The 17,185-nt window shown below is 65.7% G+C and carries 16 protein-coding genes and 2 tRNA genes; 3 read left to right on the top strand and 15 right to left on the bottom strand.

From position 1 onward, the window contains the following. On the top strand, nucleotides 1–713 hold a 713-nt coding region (locus LDO41_RS13070; RefSeq protein WP_223988681.1), incomplete at its 5' end, for a TonB-dependent receptor. Here LDO41_RS13070 and LDO41_RS13065 read toward each other — a convergent pair. Then, entirely contained in the window at nucleotides 714–2,033 is a 1,320-nt protein-coding gene (locus tag LDO41_RS13065) for a DUF1254 domain-containing protein (protein WP_223988679.1), read from the bottom strand. On the opposite strand from LDO41_RS13065, the gene LDO41_RS13060 reads away from it, so the two are divergent. Next, entirely contained in the window at nucleotides 2,032–2,256 is a 225-nt protein-coding gene (locus tag LDO41_RS13060; protein WP_223988677.1) for a hypothetical protein, read from the top strand. The two genes, LDO41_RS13065 and LDO41_RS13060, sit on opposite strands and share 2 nt — an antisense overlap. Nucleotides 2,257–2,393: 137 nt before the next feature. Here LDO41_RS13060 and LDO41_RS13055 read toward each other — a convergent pair. From LDO41_RS13055 to LDO41_RS12995, 13 genes are all read right to left on the bottom strand, one after another. After that, nucleotides 2,394–2,470: transfer RNA gene (locus LDO41_RS13055), tRNA-Arg, on the bottom strand. Between the two features lie 82 nt (nucleotides 2,471–2,552). After that, nucleotides 2,553–3,212 carry a hypothetical protein gene (locus tag LDO41_RS13050; protein ID WP_318036287.1) on the bottom strand — a complete coding sequence of 220 codons (660 nt, stop codon included), beginning with the start codon at nucleotides 3,210–3,212 and terminating at the stop codon, nucleotides 2,553–2,555. Nucleotides 3,213–3,462: 250 nt separating this feature from the next. Continuing rightward, nucleotides 3,463–3,549: transfer RNA gene (locus tag LDO41_RS13045), tRNA-Leu, on the bottom strand. Between the two features lie 103 nt (nucleotides 3,550–3,652). After that, nucleotides 3,653–4,933: an amidohydrolase family protein gene (locus LDO41_RS13040; RefSeq protein WP_223988675.1), complete on the bottom strand. Its 1,281-nt coding sequence runs from the start codon at nucleotides 4,931–4,933 to the stop codon at nucleotides 3,653–3,655. Nucleotides 4,934–4,967: 34 nt separating this feature from the next. Then, nucleotides 4,968–5,918, bottom strand: coding sequence for an ABC transporter permease (locus LDO41_RS13035; protein WP_223988673.1), 951 nt, complete (start codon nucleotides 5,916–5,918; stop codon nucleotides 4,968–4,970). Next, nucleotides 5,918–7,036: an ABC transporter permease gene (locus LDO41_RS13030; RefSeq protein WP_223988671.1), complete on the bottom strand. Its 1,119-nt coding sequence runs from the start codon at nucleotides 7,034–7,036 to the stop codon at nucleotides 5,918–5,920. The genes LDO41_RS13035 and LDO41_RS13030 overlap by 1 nt, the downstream gene beginning before the upstream one ends. Next, nucleotides 7,026–8,600: an ABC transporter ATP-binding protein gene (locus tag LDO41_RS13025; protein WP_223988669.1), complete on the bottom strand. Its 1,575-nt coding sequence runs from the start codon at nucleotides 8,598–8,600 to the stop codon at nucleotides 7,026–7,028. The genes LDO41_RS13030 and LDO41_RS13025 overlap by 11 nt, the downstream gene beginning before the upstream one ends. A 227-nt stretch (nucleotides 8,601–8,827) precedes the next feature. Continuing rightward, nucleotides 8,828–9,793 carry a BMP family protein gene (locus LDO41_RS13020; protein WP_377741601.1) on the bottom strand — a complete coding sequence of 322 codons (966 nt, stop codon included), beginning with the start codon at nucleotides 9,791–9,793 and terminating at the stop codon, nucleotides 8,828–8,830. A 102-nt stretch (nucleotides 9,794–9,895) separates the two neighbouring features. After that, nucleotides 9,896–10,567, bottom strand: coding sequence for a TetR/AcrR family transcriptional regulator (locus tag LDO41_RS13015; RefSeq protein ID WP_223988723.1), 672 nt, complete (start codon nucleotides 10,565–10,567; stop codon nucleotides 9,896–9,898). A 14-nt stretch (nucleotides 10,568–10,581) separates the two neighbouring features. Continuing rightward, nucleotides 10,582–11,277 (bottom strand): uracil phosphoribosyltransferase, encoded by a 696-nt coding sequence (gene upp / locus LDO41_RS13010; RefSeq protein WP_223988666.1) that lies wholly within the window; start codon nucleotides 11,275–11,277, stop codon nucleotides 10,582–10,584. A gap of 75 nt (nucleotides 11,278–11,352) precedes the next feature. Continuing rightward, nucleotides 11,353–12,630: a URC4/urg3 family protein gene (locus LDO41_RS13005; protein WP_223988664.1), complete on the bottom strand. Its 1,278-nt coding sequence runs from the start codon at nucleotides 12,628–12,630 to the stop codon at nucleotides 11,353–11,355. Next, nucleotides 12,627–13,865, bottom strand: coding sequence for a GTP cyclohydrolase II (locus LDO41_RS13000; RefSeq protein WP_223988662.1), 1,239 nt, complete (start codon nucleotides 13,863–13,865; stop codon nucleotides 12,627–12,629). Before LDO41_RS13000 ends, LDO41_RS13005 begins: the two co-directional genes overlap by 4 nt. 188 nt (nucleotides 13,866–14,053) lie before the next feature. Beyond that, nucleotides 14,054–15,190 carry an acyltransferase family protein gene (locus LDO41_RS12995; RefSeq protein WP_223988660.1) on the bottom strand — a complete coding sequence of 379 codons (1,137 nt, stop codon included), beginning with the start codon at nucleotides 15,188–15,190 and terminating at the stop codon, nucleotides 14,054–14,056. Between the two features lie 173 nt (nucleotides 15,191–15,363). Here LDO41_RS12995 and LDO41_RS12990 point away from each other — a divergent pair, with 173 nt between their 5' ends. Then, the gene (locus tag LDO41_RS12990; RefSeq protein WP_223988658.1) at nucleotides 15,364–16,041 is read left to right on the top strand and encodes a DUF1120 domain-containing protein; all 678 of its coding nucleotides are present in this window, start codon (nucleotides 15,364–15,366) and stop codon (nucleotides 16,039–16,041) included. A gap of 26 nt (nucleotides 16,042–16,067) precedes the next feature. On the opposite strand, the gene LDO41_RS12985 is transcribed toward LDO41_RS12990, so the two are convergent. Beyond that, nucleotides 16,068–16,919 (bottom strand): hypothetical protein, encoded by an 852-nt coding sequence (locus LDO41_RS12985; RefSeq protein ID WP_377741597.1) that lies wholly within the window; start codon nucleotides 16,917–16,919, stop codon nucleotides 16,068–16,070. Nucleotides 16,920–17,185: the final 266 nt, after the last annotated feature.

Raw genomic sequence — 17,185 nt, 5'->3', positions numbered from 1 at the left:
GCGCCGACGTGCCCGACTTCTCGGACCTCAACCAGACCATCGGCACCACCAACCGCTTCGTGCCCCTCGCGCAGCAGCGCGGCTGGACCGTCGAGGCTGGCTCGCGCGGACAGACCGATCGCTACAGCTGGGACGTGACGGTGTACCGCTCGCTGGTGCGTGACCAATTGCTGCAGTACACGGTAAGCCCCGACGTGCCGGCGTCGACGTTCAACGCGAACCGGACCGTGCTGCAGGGGGTGGAGTTGGGGGCCAGCGCCGATGTGTGGCACGACATCGTGGGCAAGGGAGACAAGTTCACGGTGTCGCAGCTGTGGAACTTCAGCGACTTCCGCTTCGATAACGATCCGGTCTACGGCAACAACCGCATCGCCGGTGTACCGCGGCACGTGCTGCGCACCACGCTGGCGTACAGCCGGCATCAGCGGCTGCGCGTGGCGGGCACGATCGACTGGGTGCCCACCGGCGCGTACGTAGACTATGCGAACACACAGAAGGTGCCGGCATACGTGCTGTTCGGCGTGCAGGCGAGCTACGAACTGGAAGGCCGCGCGCGCGGCGTGACGTTGTTCCTCGACGCCCGCAACCTGTCCAACCGCCGCTACATCAGCGACGTGAGCACGGTCGCGGACCTGCGCACAGCCACCAACACGGCGCTGTACTACCCGGGCAACGGCCGCGCGGTGTACGCAGGCGTGAAGTACAAGTTCTGATCAGTTCACCCGCTGCACCGCCGGCGGCATCCAGTCGCCATCGAGCAGCGCCTGATCGGGCCAGTAAGCGCGCAGCATCAGGTTGAAGGCATCGGGGGGCGCCGGCAGCCAGTTGGCCTGCTGCGCGGCATTGGCCGGGCGGTCGTACTGAATGTAGATATCGAGCGAGCCGTCGCGGTTATATCGCAGCCGATCGCGGCTGCCGATCGAATACCGGTTGATCGGATTGCTGACGAATACCTGCTGGCTGTTATATAGCGACAGCGACCAGAACGCCTTCACCGGCGGCAGCTGGCTCTTGTCGAAATGCAGTACGTAACGGCTGCCACCATCGAACGGCCGGCCCGTCGCATCGGCGCGCGCGGTCGGATACACCGCGTCCTCGGGCAGGTTCACGTCCGGCCCCATCATCGCCACGGTGGCACGCTCCGCGTAGTTGGTGCCATAGCTGCCACCTTCGCGCGACACCCGCCAACCCGTGTCGCCAGCCTCGGCCTTCTTGACCTGTGCCACGATGCTGGCCAGCGCGGCCGTCGCGCCTTCCTGCACCGCGCGCGCGGTGGACGGCTCCAGCACGGTTGTCTTGAACGGCTCGCCCTCGATCAGGCCCATGCGCTTCATCTTCTCGACCATCGGCGCATCGGCCGCGGCAGGCGGATTCGCCGGCAGCAACGCGGCCAGGCGGCTGAAGAATGCCTGCGCATCCATGGCATCGACCTGCTCGACCGGCGTCGTCTCGGTGTCGATCAGGCCAGCCCGTGGCGCGACGGGTGCCGGCGCCACGCGCCCACCCTTCTGCCAGATCGACAGCGGCACCAGACGGTACTGGTCCTGCAGACGATGCACGGTGGGTAGATCCTGCTTGCTGTTGACCTGCGTGCGGCCGACGATCCAGACCAACGCCGTCGGCGAACGAATTTCCTTCACACCCTTGGGCAGCGTGCCGTTCCAATCGGGTCCGACAATCGCGAACGCGCCCCGGCGCGTGCCGGTCGTGCGCTTGCCTGGCGATGCGATGACATCGGTCCATGCATCGAGCATCGGCATCAGATAGAAGCGACCCGAGGTGTCCGGTAACGACAGCACGATCGGTTCGCGCGACAGATCGAGCCACGCGGTGGAATAAAGCGTGTCCGCATTGGCGGGAACCACGTCGGAGAATGCACCGTCGAAGAACGAGCGGCGATGACTGAAGGTGTTGATCGGCGTCTTCGCCGTCATGAGCTCACGCGTCACGTCCATCAGCACGAGCGGATAGCCAAACGTGAAGACCTCCGCGGACAGCGACTTCATGGCCTGGTCGGAGGGAGGCTGCGCCATGACCGGCTCGACCGGCACGGGTTCGGGCGTGGTCGAGCATGCGGATATTAAAACGGCGGCGGCGGCAGCGGTGGCAAGCGTGAGCAAGCTCGCCCGTTGGCGTATCGAAGGATTCATGACCCCGGTTCCCTTAGCTCTGGCAGCCTTTCCGGGGACATCGGGAATCGCATCGGGTGCGTGGACCGTGTCGCCTCGCAGGCGCATCTCTGTTCCCGACGAATGATGTCTCCCCGGTCAGGTCACTGTCAATTACCCGAACGGTTGATTTATGGGGAAACGTACAGAACTCGGAGACGACCACAAAAACAAATGCCCGGAGCAAGCCCCGGGCATTTGTTTTGCATCTACTACATATATTGGTGGTGCGGCTGGCAGGATTCGAACCCACGACCCCTTGGTTCGTAGCCAAGTACTCTATCCAACTGAGCTACAGCCGCACGCGAGGCCGCAATTGTATCGTAGTTTCGACTTTGCGCAACCCCCTTCTTCGCAAATATCTCCACAACGCCCGGCACCCCTTCACCATCGGTATCGCGCGCCGATCGTTCCACTCGGATTGCTACCCGCCTTCACCTTGAACCACACCCTCAGGCCCGTCCGCGAATTGCTATGCGCGCCGATATTGAACGAGAACAAGCCGCGCAACATATCGGTATCGATGCGCGTGCCGTTGATATTGATGATCTTCGAACGATTGTCCTGCCACCAGTCCGCCTGGACGAATGGATACACGCCCGACAGCCGCGTTGGTGTGGATCCATAGAGCCGCACGGCAAGGCCTGTCGCGCTGACCTCCGACGTGGGATCCATGAATGTGGGCAAGGCCGGATTCGGCGAGCGGTAGGCCACCTCGAGGCGCGGCTGGATCGTGATGCCGCCCATGCGCGGCAGCTCGGCGTCGAGCGCCAGTGCCAGCGCGCGCACGCGGCTGTCGCCAAACCCAGTGGCAGTGGTCACATCGTCGAGGTGCAGGGACATCTCGCGCGGGGTGTCATCGATGGCGCGCCGGGGCACTGGTTCGTACTCGACGTCCACGTTGCGGCTCGACAATGGCGGCGGCCCGAACGACGCCACCGTCATGACTTCTTCCATCGCCTCGCCGCCCGCATCGGTCGTTGCCTCGGCAAATAATACGTCCGCATACTCGGCGCGCGACAACGCGCTCAACATCAGCGCCATCAGACAACAACCATGCAGAAAATACCGGAGGCGAACCTCGGCGCTTCTTTCTCTCGCATGCGGCAGCACGGTCATGATCACCACCTTCGCCGGACGTTATCGTGCCCGATCAACTTGAGCATAGGGCAGCCCAAATCCGATGGTTAGCCACTAATGTGGGGTGCCGCGCGAGGGAAAGTCTTGATGGAAAAATACGAAACCTACAGACGCAAAAAAGCCCGCATCGCTGCGGGCTTTTTTACTCGAATCGTGGTGCCCAGAAGAGGACTCGAACCTCCACAGTGTTGCCACCGCTAGGACCTGAACCTAGTGCGTCTACCAATTCCGCCATCTGGGCTTCGTTTCGCTTACTCAACAACTGCGTTGTTTTGTCTGCGATGCGAAGAACGCAATTATGCTGACCGAGCAGCTACCTGTCAACACCTGCCGGCAAAAAATCTTCAATCGCGCCGCAGCCGAAAGTCGACCGAGGCCGCGCGCCCCGGCAGATCCAGCGTCGCGGTAGCGGCCGGCGTACGCGCAACGATCTTGCCGCCGCGCATCACCAGCAGACGCGTCGCACGCAAGCGAATCGCCTCCACCGGATCGCTCGCCTGCAGCAGCACGAGGTCCGCGCGGCAACCGGGCGCAATACCGTAGCCTTCGAGCCCCAGGATGCGCGCCGGCGTTTCAGTGACCGCGGCAAAGCATGCGCGCATCGCGTCCTGCCCCGTCATCTGCCCCACGTGCAGGCCCATATGCGCGACCTCGAGCATGTCGCCAGTGCCGAGGCTGTACCACGGGTCCATCACGCAGTCGTGCCCGAACGCCACCGGCACACCCGCCGCCAGCAACTCCGGCACGCGCGTCATGCCGCGCCGCTTCGGATAGGTATCGTGACGGCCCTGCAGCGTGATATTGATCAGCGGATTGGCGATCGCCGCCACGCCGGCCTCGCGCATCAGCGGCAGCAGCTTGGACACGTAGTAGTTGTCCATCGAATGCATCGACGTCAGGTGCGAGCCCGTGACCCGCCCCTGCAGCCCGAGCCGTACCGTCTCGCTTGCGAGCGTCTCGATATGGCGCGACATCGGATCGTCGCTCTCGTCGCAGTGCATGTCCACGCGCAGGCCGCGCGCGGCTGCTTCTTCGCACAGCAGCGCCACCGAAGCGGCGCCATCGGCCATGGTGCGCTCGAAATGCGGAATGCCGCCGACCACATCGACGCCCATATCGAGCGCGCGCCGAAGGTTGTCGAGCGCGCCCGGCGCGCGCAGCACGCCGTCCTGCGGAAACGCGACCAGTTGCAGGTCGAGATACGGCTTCACGCGCTCGCGCACGTGCAGCAGCGCTTCCACAGCCAGCAGCCGCGGATCGCAGATATCGACGTGCGAGCGAATCGCCAGCAGGCCCTTGGCCACCGCCCAATCGCAGTAAGCCAGCGCGCGCTCCACCAGCGCCTCCTGCGTGAGCAGCGGCTTGAGCTCGCCCCAGAGCGCAATGCCCTCGAGCAGCGTGCCGGACTGGTTCACGCGCGGCAGGCCGAACGAGAGCGTGGAGTCCATGTGGAAATGCGCATCGACAAACGGCGGCGTAACCAGTTGGCCCGCCGCATCGATCTCCGCGGCGGCCTCCGCGGCCAGGCGCGGCGCCACGGCGGCGATGCGGCCGCCCTCGATGGCGATGTCGACGTCCTTGCGGCCGTCGGGCAGCGTGCAATGACGCAGGATCAGGTCGAACATGATGTGAGGTAGTTATCGAATACAGAATTGATGGTCAGCGCTCGCCCTTGCGATACGGCTTCATGAGCGCCTGCGGGTAAGCCGCGCGGCGCGCCACGAGCACCAATGCAAGGATCGATAGTACATATGGCAACATCAGGTAGACCTGATACGGCAGCGCGGGGAGCCCCGGCAGGCTCGCGCCGCCCTGCTGCAGACGCAGTTGCAGCGCGTCAAACGCGGCGAACAGCACCGCGCCTAGCAGCGCCCGGCCCGGTCGCCATGAGGCGAACACCACGAGCGCCACGCAGATCCAGCCGCGCCCGTTGACCATGTTGAAGAAGAAGGCGTTGAACGCCGAGGTGGTCAGGAACGCGCCGCCCACAGCCATCAGCGCGGAGCCGGCCATCACGGCACCGATACGCACGGCGGCAACACGAATGCCCTGCCCCTCGGCGGCCGCGGGATTTTCCCCGACCATGCGGATGGCCAGGCCCAGCGGCGTGCGGTAAAGCAACCACGCGAGCACCGGCGCGAGTAGCAGCGCCACCAGCGTCAATGCCGTTTCCGCGCCGAGAACCGGCCCGATCAGCGGCACATCGGCCAGCCACACCATCGGCGCGAACGGCGTGATGGTCGGCGGCGTAGACACGGAAGCAAAGCCGAGGCGGTACGCGTAATAAGAGAGACTCGTGGCAAGCATCGTCACACCGAGCCCCGCCACGTGCTGCGACAACGCCAGCGAGACCGTCAGCACGCCATGCAGCAGGCCGAACATCAACCCCACGCCGGCGGCCACCGCCACGCCACCCCAGAGCGGCGCGCCGTGGTAGACCGCGAGCCAGCCCGTGAACGCGCCGGCCACCATGATGCCCTCGATGCCGAGGTTCAAGACCCCCGCGCGCTCGCACAGCAGCACGCCCAGCGTGCCGAAGATCAGCGGCGTGCCCACCCGCAAGACGGCCACCCAGAACGGCGCGCTGGAAATAATATCGAGCAGTTCCATCAGCCGGCCCTCCCGCCGCGATCGAAACGAATGCGGTCGAATCGAACACGGTACCGCGCTAGCATCGTCGCCACCAGCATCGAGATCAGCGCCACCGCGACGATCACGTCGGCGATCGTGTTGGGCACGTTCACCGCGCGGCTCATGCCGTCGGCGCCCACCAGCACGCCCGCCACGAAGATCGAGGCGGCCACCACGCCCAGTGGATGCAGACCGGCAAGCATCGCGATAACCACCCCCGCATAGCCGTAGCCCGGCGAGATGTCGAGCGTCAGGTAACCAGTGCGCCCAGCCACCTCGACCACGCCGGCCAACCCCGCGAGCGCGCCCGACAGCAGCGCGGCCAGCACGGTCACGCGCGCCACGGGCATGCCCGCGAACGCGGCCGCGCGCGCATTGGCACCCACCGCGCGCATCTGCAGGCCGAACACCGTAAAGCGATTGATCGCCCAGACCAGCACGGCGAGCACCATCGCGCCAATCAGCCCGCTATGCACGCGCGAACGCTCCATCAGGCGCGCGAGCTCGAGCTCCGGCACGAGCGCGACCGATTGTGGCCAGCCCATCGCGAGCGGGTCTTTCATCGGACCGTCGAGCATCATCGACACCAGCAGCAGCACGATGAAGTTGAGCAGCAGTGTCGTCACCACCTCGTCCACACCCAGCCGCAGCTTGAGCAGCGCCGGCACCAGCAGCAACAGCGCGCCGGCGATCATGCCGGCCACCACCATCGCCGCGAACAGCACCCACATCTGTGCGGCCTCCGGCAGCGATGTCACCCATGCGGGCATGCCACCATCGACCTGACCGCCCACTGCCACCGCAGCCAGCGCGCCAAGATAGAGCTGCCCTTCGGCGCCGATATTGAATAGCCGCGTGCGGAATGCCACCGCTACCGCCAACCCGGTCAACATCAGAGGCGTGGCGCGCGTAAGTGTTTCCGACCAGGCGAAGCGCGAGCCGAAACCACCCTCCAGCAACAGCAGATACGCGCGCCCCACCGGCGCGCCGGCCCACGCCACCAGCAGTGCGCAGACGGCCAGCGTCACCACGATCGCGCCGAACGGCGCGCCGAACAGCGCCAGCCGCGAAACGGAAGTCCTTGCCTCAAGCCGCATCGATGGCCTCCATGCGGTCGTTGTCGTGAATAGCGTCGTGACCTTCGCCGGCCATCGCCAGTCCAAGCGAGGCGAGTGTCCAACTCTCGGTCGGCCGGGCGTCGGTCAGGTGGCCGCTGTGGATCACCGCGACGCGATCGGCCAACGCGCGCAATTCGTCGAGGTCTTCCGAGATCAGCAGCACGGCCGCGCCCCGGGCCGCGGCTTCCAGCAACTGGCGCCGCACATAGGCCACCGCGCCGATGTCGAGCCCCCAGGTGGGCTGGCTCGCCACTACCAGTCGCGGTGCCTGTTCGCCACGCACCGAGAGCGCGCGGCCGAGAATCAGTTTTTGCATATTGCCGCCCGACAGGTTGCGCGCGGCCACTTCGGCCCCGCCACCCCGTACGTCGAAGCGCTGGATCAAATCACGCGTGAAGGCGCGTGCGGCGCCGCGTCGAATCACCCCGCCGCGCACAAAGACGCGGTTGCCGAGCTGTTCGGTAATCGCGTTCTCCCACAGTGTGAGATCGCCGACCGTACCCTGCGCGTGGCGATCTTCCGGAATGCGCGCCACGCCGGCGGCAATCCATTTCTGCGGCACTGCCGCGAGCGGTTGACCGCCAAGGGTCACACTGCCGCGCGACGGTGCGGCGATGCCGCTCATGAGTTCAGCCAGCGCTACCTGTCCGTTGCCGGACACGCCTGCGATACCGACGATCTCGCCCGCATACAGCGTCAGCGAGACATCGGCGAGCGGGCCATGGTCATCGTTCGCCGCCACGCTGACGTGATCGAGCATGGCGACGACCTCGCCCCTGGCGCGGCTCTCGTCGCGAACCGGCATCTCGACGCGACGTCCTACCATGCGCTCGGCCAGTTCGGCCTTGTTGGTCTCGCTTGTCGCGCCCGTCGACACCAGCTTGCCGCCGCGCAGCACCGCCACGCGGTGCGAGACGCGCATCACCTCGTCGAGCTTGTGGCTGATGAACACGACCGACAAGCCCTCCGCGATCAGTTGCGCCAGCGTGCCGAACAGGCTGTCCACTTCCTGCGGCGTCAGCACGGCCGTCGGTTCGTCGAGGATCAGCACGCGCGCGCCGCGATACAGCGCCTTGATGATTTCCACGCGCTGACGCTCGCCCACCGACAACGCACCCACGCGCGCCTGCGGATCCACAGCCAGGCCGAAACGCGTGGCGATCTCCTGCACCCGAGCGCGCGCGGCGCCGCGCTGCTGGCGCCAGCGCCACAGCGATTCGGTGCCGATCAGGATATTGTCGAGCACCGACAGGTTGTCGGCCAGCGTGAAGTGCTGATGGACCATACCGATACCGGCGGCCAGCGCGGCACGCGGCTGGCCCGGCGGCAACGGCGCGCCATCGATCTCGACGGTGCCCGCGTCGGCCACGTAATGGCCGAACAGGATATTGACGAGCGTGCTCTTGCCGGCGCCATTCTCGCCAAGCAACGCGAGTACCTCGCCGCGATGCAGTTCGAGCGAGATATCGTCATTGGCGACGAGACTGCCGAAGCGTTTGGTAATACCGGTCAGACGCAGCACCGGCGGTGGGGAATTCGACATCGTTCGCTGGAGAAATGGAAACACCCCGCTCAAAGGGCGGGGAAACACAACCGGCCCGCAGTATGCCTGCGTTTTGCCCGGCTCTCCTCGGGGAGTGCCTTGCATACCAGCGGTTTGCTCCCCTCTCCCTCAGGGAGAGGGGTCGGGGGAGAGGGTGAAAGCAAATTTACCTATTGTTTGCTCCCCTCTCCCCCGGGGAGAGGGGCCGGGGGTGAGGGCTCAACCCCTCAGTTCGTCGACTTCGGCTCCGTCTCCACGACCTTGACCGTGAACTTGCCGTCAAGAATCGCACGCTCCTTCGCCCGCACCTTGGCCATCAGGTCCGCCGGCACCTTGCTCTCGAACGTGCCCAGCGGCGCGAGTTCAGCGCCCTTGTACTTCATCAGCGAATACTGGCCGTAGTCTTCGTTCTTGAACTGACCGGCCTTGACCTTGGCCAGCGCCGCGGCCACCGTCGGCTCCATGTTCCACAACGCCGAGGCCACCACCGTATTCGGATACTGCGGCTGCGTGTTGATCACGTTGCCAATCGCCAGCTTGCCACGCTCCTTGGCCGCGTCGGACACCCCAAACCGCTCCGCATACAGCACGTCGGCACCCTTGTCGATCATCGCGAACGCCGCTTCCTTGGCCTTGGGCGGATCGAACCACGAGCCGATAAAGCTCACCGTGAACTTGACCTTCGGGTTGACTTCGCGCGCGCCTTCCATGAACGCGTGCATCAGGCGATTGACCTCGGGAATCGCATAACCGCCGACCATGCCGATATGGTTGGTCTTGGTCATGCCGCCCGCGATCATGCCGGTCAGATACGACGGTTCCTGAATATAGTTGTCGAACACCGAGAAGTTCGGCGCCTGCGGCTTGCCCGACGAGCCCATCAGGAACGCGGTCTTCGGATAATCCTTGGCCACCTTGCGCGCGGCCGATTCCACCGCGAACGATTCGCCGAGAATCAGCGCGGAGCCCTGTTCCGCATACTGGCGCACCACGCGCTCGTAGTCGGCGTTCGACACGCTTTCCGAAAACACATAATCGATCTCGCCACGCGCCTTGGCCTCGTTGAGCGCCTTGTGGATACGCGACACCCACTGCTGCTCCACGGGTACCGTGTACACCGCCGCGACCTTGATCTTCGCCTGCGCATGCGCAACCGGCGCGGTGCCCATGGCCACCGCCGCCGTGCCCGCCATGGCCAGCGCGATCCACAGACGACGCTGGCGATACACGGTTTCTGCCCGTTCAGTCTTCATGACTTGTTTCCCCTTTTTTGATTTGACTGCGTTGATAACTTGTTATGAGTCGCTTTGGTTGACCGTGATCAGCCCGCAACCGCGCAGCAGCAGCGCGACCAGATGCTCGGTGGCCTCGTCGAACGCGCGCGCATCGAGTTCCGCCACGCCCAGCACCGCGCAGACCTGCGCCTCGAAATCGGCATAGGTCTGCGTGGCGGCCCAGATCGTGAAGAACAGATGATGCGGATCGACGGCGGCCATCTGCCCGCTGGCAATCCACTGCCGAATCACCACCGCCTTGCGCGCGACCAGCTCGCGCAACGCCTCCCGCAACACGCCACCAATCTCCGGCGCACCGTGCAGCAACTCGTTGGCGAACACGCGCGACGCGTCGGGATGGCTCTCCGACAACCGCATCTTGGCGCGAATGTACTGCTCCAGCGCCGTGCGCGGGGCATGATCGGCGCTGATGATATCCGTCTCCGACAGCCACAGCTGCAATGTATGCGCGAGCACCGCACGATAGAGCGCCTGCTTGGTGCGAAAGTAGTAGTGAAGGTTGGACTTGGGCACGCCCGCGCGCAGCGCGATCTCGGCCATGGTCGCGCCCGCGAACCCCGCGCGCGCAAACACGTGTTCCGCCGCGCGCATGATCAGCGCCTGATTTTCCTGGCGGATGCGACCGCCAGGTTCGCGTGCCACGTCCGCCGCCAGTGCCGATGCGGACGTCATGCCCATCGAGGTGCTCATTTGGTGCCGTAGAGCCGATCCCCGGCATCGCCGAGTCCTGGCACGATATAGCCGTGCTCGTTGAGCGTCTCGTCGATCGCGGCCGTGACGATCAGCACATCCGGATGCGCGGCCTGCAGCGCGCGCAGGCCCTGGCGCGAAGCGATCAGGCACACGTACTTGAGCGCGGTGACGCCACGCTCCTTGAGCCGGTTGAGCGCGGCGATGGCCGAGTTGCCGGTCGCCAGCATCGGATCGACCACGATCACCAGCCGCTCCTCGATATCCTCGGGCATCTTGAAGTAATACTCGATCGGCTCGAGCGTCTCCGGATCGCGATAGAGCCCGATATGGCCGACGCGCGCGGCGGGCAGCAATTCGAGCATGCCGTCCAGAAAGCCGTTGCCCGCGCGCAGGATCGACACCAGGCATAGCTTCTTGCCCGACAGCACCGGCGACTCCATGGGCGCGACCGGTGTGCGGATGGATACCGTCTCCATCGCCAGATCGCGCGTGGCCTCGTAGGTCAGCAGCTGGCTGATCTCGCGCACGAGCCGGCGAAAGTTGTCGGTGGTGGTGTCTTCGCTGCGGACCAGCGTGACCTTGTGTTGCACGAGCGGATGATTGACGACCAGCACCGACGGCGACAACGCGCTCGCGGTCGTTTCGGCGAAAGCTTCCACTGCCGTGGGCACGGCGGACAGGTCGGTCATGGTGTGTGCTCCTCAGTCGCTCGGTTGGATCAATCGAATCGGTCTATGTGTGGTCAAATCGCGCGGTCGAATCGTTCAGAACACGGTGCCGTCGCTCTGGATCGCGAACGGCGGCGGGCCGCCCTCGCGCCGCTGCGCGGCGATGCGCCGCCCCGCGGCCCAGGTGCCGCCCTCGAGCACGCGCGCGAGCGGAAATGCCGCCTCGCTCAAACCCAGCGCCTGCCGCACGCCATCGGCTACGAGGTCCAGCCCCGTTACCGTCAGCGCGCGCCATTCCACGATCACGGGCTCATCGACGGTATGCACACCCGCCGCAAAGGCGGGATCGCGCGGCTTCATCAGCTCGAAATCGAACAGCAGTCCGCCATTGCGGTACTCGGGCAGACCCGTCAGCGCATCGAGGCCGGTCACCTGCAGGCCACCATCCTCGAGCGGCTCGATCAGCGAATACGTGAGCCACTGCGTCAGCTTGTGCAAGGGCACCAGTCCGCCCGGCGCCGCCTGGTGGTGCCAGCAGTCGCCCAGCGAGATGCCTTCCATGACGATGCGGCCCGGCCATACGGGACCGAGCGCGATCAACAGCGTCCGCAGCACGAAGCTCGCTTCCACGCGCCCGTCCTGCGCATGCGCGGCGATGTAGTCGAACAGATTGCCGAGCCGCGCGGGCGTGCCGAACACCGCGGGGGTGGCCTGCACCACCTCGCCCAGCCGGCGCAACAACCCCGCGCGCCCTTCCAGACCGACGATCGGATTGTGTTGCGCCACCTGGAACGCATTGGCGATGGAGGACGCATCGATGCGCATCAGCCGTTCGCCATCGGCGCGCAGCGGATCGCCATGCTCGGCCGAAAAACCACCGCGCGCGAACAGGTCGAAGCTCGCCACACCAAGCCCTTCGGAGCGCGTCAGGTTGATATTGCTGGCGGGATCGCGGTAGCGCCAGTCGGGGCCGGCTCCGGCATCGAGCAGCACGCTGGGAATCACGAGGTCGATGCCGATACGCGCACGCTCGGCGCAATGATCGGCGCCCGACAGCCCGGCGCGCTCGCACAGGATCTGCCAACGATCGACCTTCTCGCCCGGCGCGCCCGCTTCGAAATGCCGCCAGCGGCTGTGGTACGGCACCTGCAGGTCGGGATACCGGCGACGGATCGTGGTGGCAACGTAGTCCGCGACCGCATGAACCCGGTCCGGATGCCACGTGAACAGCGACGAGTCGCCCGCCGCCACGTACTCGGTTACCGTTGCGCAATGCGTGCGCACGGCTTCCGCGGTCAGCAACGGGCTGGCCGGATGATCGCTGCGCACAGGGCTGTGCCAGCCGCTGCCCATTCCGTCTGGATATTCGTTCATTCCTTCAACCCCCTGCCCTTTGCCAGAGCGAGTTCGTCGGCATCGGGCGGCGTGTAATGCGTGAAATAGCCGGCGGCCACCTTCGCGTCGATTTCCACGCGCGCATCGGCCGGAATCAATGTCTCGGGAATCGCGACCTGCTCGACCACATCGATCCCCTGTGCGATCAACGCATCGTGTTTCATATTGCTCATCGACGCCCAGCGATCGATCCGCCGGATACCTAGCCAATGGAACACATCGGGCATCAACTCCTGGAAGCGCATGTCCTGCACGCCCGCCACGCATTCGGTCCGCGCGAAGTAGGTCTCCGCGCGATCGCCACCCACCTGACGCTTGCGGGCGTTGTAGACCAGGAACTTGGTCACCTCGCCCAGCGCGCGCCCCTCCTTTCGGTTATAGACCACCAGACCGACTCCGCCCTGCTGCGCCATCTCGATACAGACTTCGATGCCATGGGCGAGGTAGGGTCTGCACGTACAGATATCGGAGCCAAAGACATCGGAGCCATTGCATTCGTCGTGCACGCGGCATGCCACGCGTGTGTCGTCCTGCCCCAGCTTGGCGATATCGCCGAAGAAATACAGCGTCATGCCGCCGATCGGTGGCAGAAACACCTTCAGATCGGCGCGTGTCACGAGTTCGGGGAACATGCCACCGGTCTGCTCGAACAGGCTGCGCCGCAGCATGCTTTCCTTGATGTGGAAACGCTCGGCGATGCCGGGCAGATACCACACCGGATCCACCGCGGCCTTGGTCACGCGCACGTCGCCGTTGGCGAACAGGATCTCGCCGTCGGGCGTAAGACGTCCCGCCGCGATCGCCGCGGTGAGCTCGGGCATGTTGATATGGGCACGCGTCACGGCAATGGTCGGCCGGATGTCGACACCCGCCGCGATGCGATCCTCGAAGGCGGTGGATACCAGATGCCCCCAGGGGTCGAGCGACACGATCTTGCCGGGATCGCCCCATTGCGGATGCGGGCCGATCGCCTCGGCCGGCGCGGTATCAGTGAGGTCGGGACGATGAGCGCGCTGCAGGTTGCCGGCGGCGACCGCCAGCGCGCGATAGATGGCATAGGCGCCCGCATGGGTGCCAATCACATTGCGCTGCGCGGGATCGGTGACGCTCGCGATCACCGGGCCTCGCTCGACTGCGGTCGGCGCGCCCCAGTGGATCGCTTCCGCCGGCTTGTCACGCCGCGCGTGCGAGGTCAGAACGATGTGATCGGACATGGCAGCCTCACTGGAATCCTGACCAAATGGTCAGGTTTACGATTCCATAGTAGGCAACCTTCATGCCATCGACCAATCAGGATTTGCCGGGTGTGCGCGGCAGGCAACGGTGTCGCGTGCACCGTGCGCGCGCACTCCCGCGTGCGACGGTGCGCGCGCGCGCACCACAACGACGCAGCCGCCCCCGCTCAGCGCTTCGTGGAGCGGGAATGCGCGGACGGCGCCGGGGCCCGTACCGGTGCCGGCGATGTTGCCGGCATGTCGCGCGCCCACAGATTCTTCCACTGGCCGGCCAGCAGACCCATCAGGTCGCGGCTCTCCACGTGGCGATAGAACAGCGCGCCGGCCGCGTTGCTGGCACCCCACGCGCACAGCATGCCGAGCGCGTTGAGCATCGGCTGTCCCGGCGCCAAGTGATGCACCAACGCGTTCACGACCAGGCAAACCGGAAAGTGCACGAGGAAGACGGAGTAGGAGATCTTGCCGAAATACGCGGTCACGCGACCGCGCGGCCAGTGTTCAAGCCATTCGCCACGCCGCGCGAACGCCAGCAGGAGCGCAGTGGCCAGCGCCACGGCGATGCGCAGCCGGAAGTCGACGGCCAGCGCGGTCACGCCCACGGCGCCCAACAGGACGAGCAGGAGCGGCGAGCGCTTCGGATCCGACGCCCAGAACGCCAGCGACCCCGCCCCGTAGGCACCGAAGAAGTAGATCGCCCATACATCCCACACGGCGTCGCGGTTGAACCAGAACAGCGAGGCCACCGCGAGCGCCGCCACCAGCGGCATGCCCCACGGCCGGCCGCCGGAGATGGCGCGCGCCAGCCACAGGGTGGCGATCAGCAGCGCGAATAGCTGCAGGTCGATGGCCACGTACCAGACCCCAGCCGACAGCGCGTCCACGTCCAGCACGCCGTGGAGCAGCAGCAGGTGGGCGAGGAACTGCTTGAGGTGCGGCGCCGCCGGAATCGAGTCGTGCACCATCCAGCCGCGCGCGAGCGCCGCTCCCACGATGCTGACCACGATCGCGGCCGCATAGGGCACCACGAGCTTGCGGTAGCGCCGCCACACCGTGGCGAGCGGGTTCGGCACCACGAGGTGGCCGCCCGGCGCCAGGCTGCGCGCGGCCAGAAACCCGCTGATGACGAGGAAGACCTGCACCGCGATGCGCGCATAGTCGGACAGCCAGTCGATCAACCCCGGCGCGAGCGAATGCGCCGCGTCAGACATGGGGCCGTAGAACGAGAGGTGATGCAGCACGATCAGCTGGGAACTGATCGCCTTGAGGGCGTCGATGCACGCCATCCGGGACGGACGGGAGCTCATTGTTGTAGTGACCGCAAAAAGGATGCGCGGAAGTTACGCGAGGCCAGCATTCTACCTTGTGGTGCGTAACCCGTCCGAGGCGGTGCATTTTACGCAATATCGGAGAACGGTGATTACCATTCGTCACACGGATTATCACAATGGTGCGCACTTCACTGACGAGGGGTTCACCCATGAAACTGCATCGCCATCGCAAGCGTTTCCCATTCGCCGCATTGCTGCTCGCCCTCGGCGCGCTGTCAGAGCCGTCCCAGGTCGGCGCGGCCATCGAACATAGCGACGTGAGCGTCCGGGGCGTGATCCGCCCGTCCGCGTGCCGCATGACGCTATCCGAGAACGGACAGGTCGATTACGGTGGCATCTCGGCCACCGTGGTCATGGGCAACACGGCGGGATACTCGCCCGGCCAGCGGGAAATCACGCTGACCGTGCTGTGCGAATTCGAAACCCGCGTCGGAGTCACCGTCCGCGACAACCGTGCCGGCACCCCCGCCGACATTGCCGGCATCAGTGTCTACGGCTTCGGTCTCGGCCTCGTGGAGGAGCGCAAAGTGGGCGCCTATACGATCGTTCCGGCCGCCACCGCCGTCAGCGAGAAAGGCGATGTCGCCCTGCTGATGTCCGAGGATGGCGGCAACACCTGGGCGAAGAACAGCCTCCGCATGGTGCGCGGCGATGGCGTGACCATGCTGAGCTGGGGCGAGCCGGGCACCGCGACGCCGGCGGCGCGGCGCCAGTTCCAGGTGCCGTTGCGCGTCCATGCCTATCTGCCCAAGGCAAGCGCGCTACCCAAGCTGGACAAGGCGATCGAGCTGGACGGCTCGGCCACGCTGTCGCTGGTCTACCTGTAAGCGGGCAACGACCGCGCCGCAGTGCGTCACCGATCGGGCGGGTCGATCTCCATGGCGGTCACGTCCACGCGCTGCAGCCGGTTGTTCTGCCGAATCTCGGTACGCAGCACGAACGCATCCGACGGGCAATACCAGTCGGTCACGTTCAGCAGGCTCGGTTCCACCTGCAGCATTTCGTCGCCCACCTGCAGGGGGCCGAGCGAGGTGCGCTTTTCGTAGGTGATCGGCAGGCATTCCCTGCGGCCCAATACGGTGTCGATCATCTGCTTGCGGCCGACATGCCGCGAGCCGACGATGACCGACGCGTACAGCGCCTGGATCGTGCCGACCTCCTCGTCCCTGGCAATCGGATAGATCTTGAGGGAGACGCTCGAACGGAACGTCTCCCCCTCGAGCATCATGCCTTCGCGGATGTCGAGGCCGGCATAGTTGAACACGCCGCTGCCGCGGAAAGCCGCCTCGCCGAAGACCCGCGCATAGCGCGCGCGGGCGTTGATGACAGCGTTGCGGCTGTCGATGCTGGTCTTGCTGGACGCGCCACGACGGTCGATATTGATCTCGTGCATCTGGTTGGTGTCCACCGGCGGCCCCTTGAGCGCCGCCAGCGCGGACTTGGAGCGGACCTCGAGCTGCGCGCTGCAGCCGGTGTCCCAGCGCATGACGTCGCGCAGGATCATGGTGATCGACATCGGCATATCGCCGTCGCCCTCCATCTGCACGCGCGAGCCCGAGCGGAACCAGGGCGCCTCGCACAGCGCGGCGCCCGCGGGCATCGGCGTGGCGGCCAGCGGGGCGGTGGCGGCCTGCACGATTGCCGCGGCATCGGCACCGCTCGCGGGGGCGGACTGGGCGAGCGCGAACGTGGGCGCGGCACTCACGGCCAAGGCTAGCAGCGGGCCGAGAACCCATCGCGTGATTTGTGCTTTTTTATTCACTTTATTCGGAGTATTGCTTACGACGAGCTCACATGTCGGGCAACTTAAGGCCCACTTAATATATAGGCGTCAGTATTGCGCGAAATCGCATCCAAGGGTTTATTGGCGCTCCACCTATCTGGAGCCAGGATGCGCTCGTGCTAACATTGCGCGCCCGAACGCCTCGGGGTGCCTCGCCAGGGAACCGTTACCGTGGCGACGGTCTTATT

This window comes from Cupriavidus pampae (genome assembly GCF_914271485.1).
In the GTDB taxonomy this organism is placed as follows: domain Bacteria; phylum Pseudomonadota; class Gammaproteobacteria; order Burkholderiales; family Burkholderiaceae; genus Cupriavidus; species Cupriavidus pampae.
Note: the sequence above shows the minus strand (reverse complement) of the source record. Positions and strands in the feature narration are given on the sequence as shown.

Bases quoted from the DNA above. Each gene is read 5' to 3' on its own strand.
- LDO41_RS13015 (WP_223988723.1), bottom strand. From the start codon at position 10,567: ATGACGTCCGCATCGGCACTGGCGGCGGACGTGGCACGCGAACCTGGC.
- LDO41_RS13060 (WP_223988677.1), top strand. From the start codon at position 2,032: ATGACCGGCTCGACCGGCACGGGTTCGGGCGTGGTCGAGCATGCGGAT.
- upp (WP_223988666.1), bottom strand. From the start codon at position 11,277: ATGACCGACCTGTCCGCCGTGCCCACGGCAGTGGAAGCTTTCGCCGAA.
- LDO41_RS12995 (WP_223988660.1), bottom strand. From the start codon at position 15,190: ATGAGCTCCCGTCCGTCCCGGATGGCGTGCATCGACGCCCTCAAGGCG.
- LDO41_RS13020 (WP_377741601.1), bottom strand. From the start codon at position 9,793: ATGGCGGGCACGGCGGCGGTGGCCATGGGCACCGCGCCGGTTGCGCAT.
- LDO41_RS13050 (WP_318036287.1), bottom strand. From the start codon at position 3,212: ATGGCGCTGATGTTGAGCGCGTTGTCGCGCGCCGAGTATGCGGACGTA.
- LDO41_RS13035 (WP_223988673.1), bottom strand. From the start codon at position 5,918: ATGGAACTGCTCGATATTATTTCCAGCGCGCCGTTCTGGGTGGCCGTC.
- LDO41_RS12990 (WP_223988658.1), top strand. From the start codon at position 15,364: ATGAAACTGCATCGCCATCGCAAGCGTTTCCCATTCGCCGCATTGCTG.
- LDO41_RS13005 (WP_223988664.1), bottom strand. From the start codon at position 12,630: ATGAACGAATATCCAGACGGAATGGGCAGCGGCTGGCACAGCCCTGTG.
- LDO41_RS13065 (WP_223988679.1), bottom strand. From the start codon at position 2,033: ATGGCGCAGCCTCCCTCCGACCAGGCCATGAAGTCGCTGTCCGCGGAG.
- LDO41_RS13040 (WP_223988675.1), bottom strand. From the start codon at position 4,933: ATGTTCGACCTGATCCTGCGTCATTGCACGCTGCCCGACGGCCGCAAG.
- LDO41_RS13030 (WP_223988671.1), bottom strand. From the start codon at position 7,036: ATGCGGCTTGAGGCAAGGACTTCCGTTTCGCGGCTGGCGCTGTTCGGC.
- LDO41_RS13025 (WP_223988669.1), bottom strand. From the start codon at position 8,600: ATGTCGAATTCCCCACCGCCGGTGCTGCGTCTGACCGGTATTACCAAA.
- LDO41_RS13000 (WP_223988662.1), bottom strand. From the start codon at position 13,865: ATGTCCGATCACATCGTTCTGACCTCGCACGCGCGGCGTGACAAGCCG.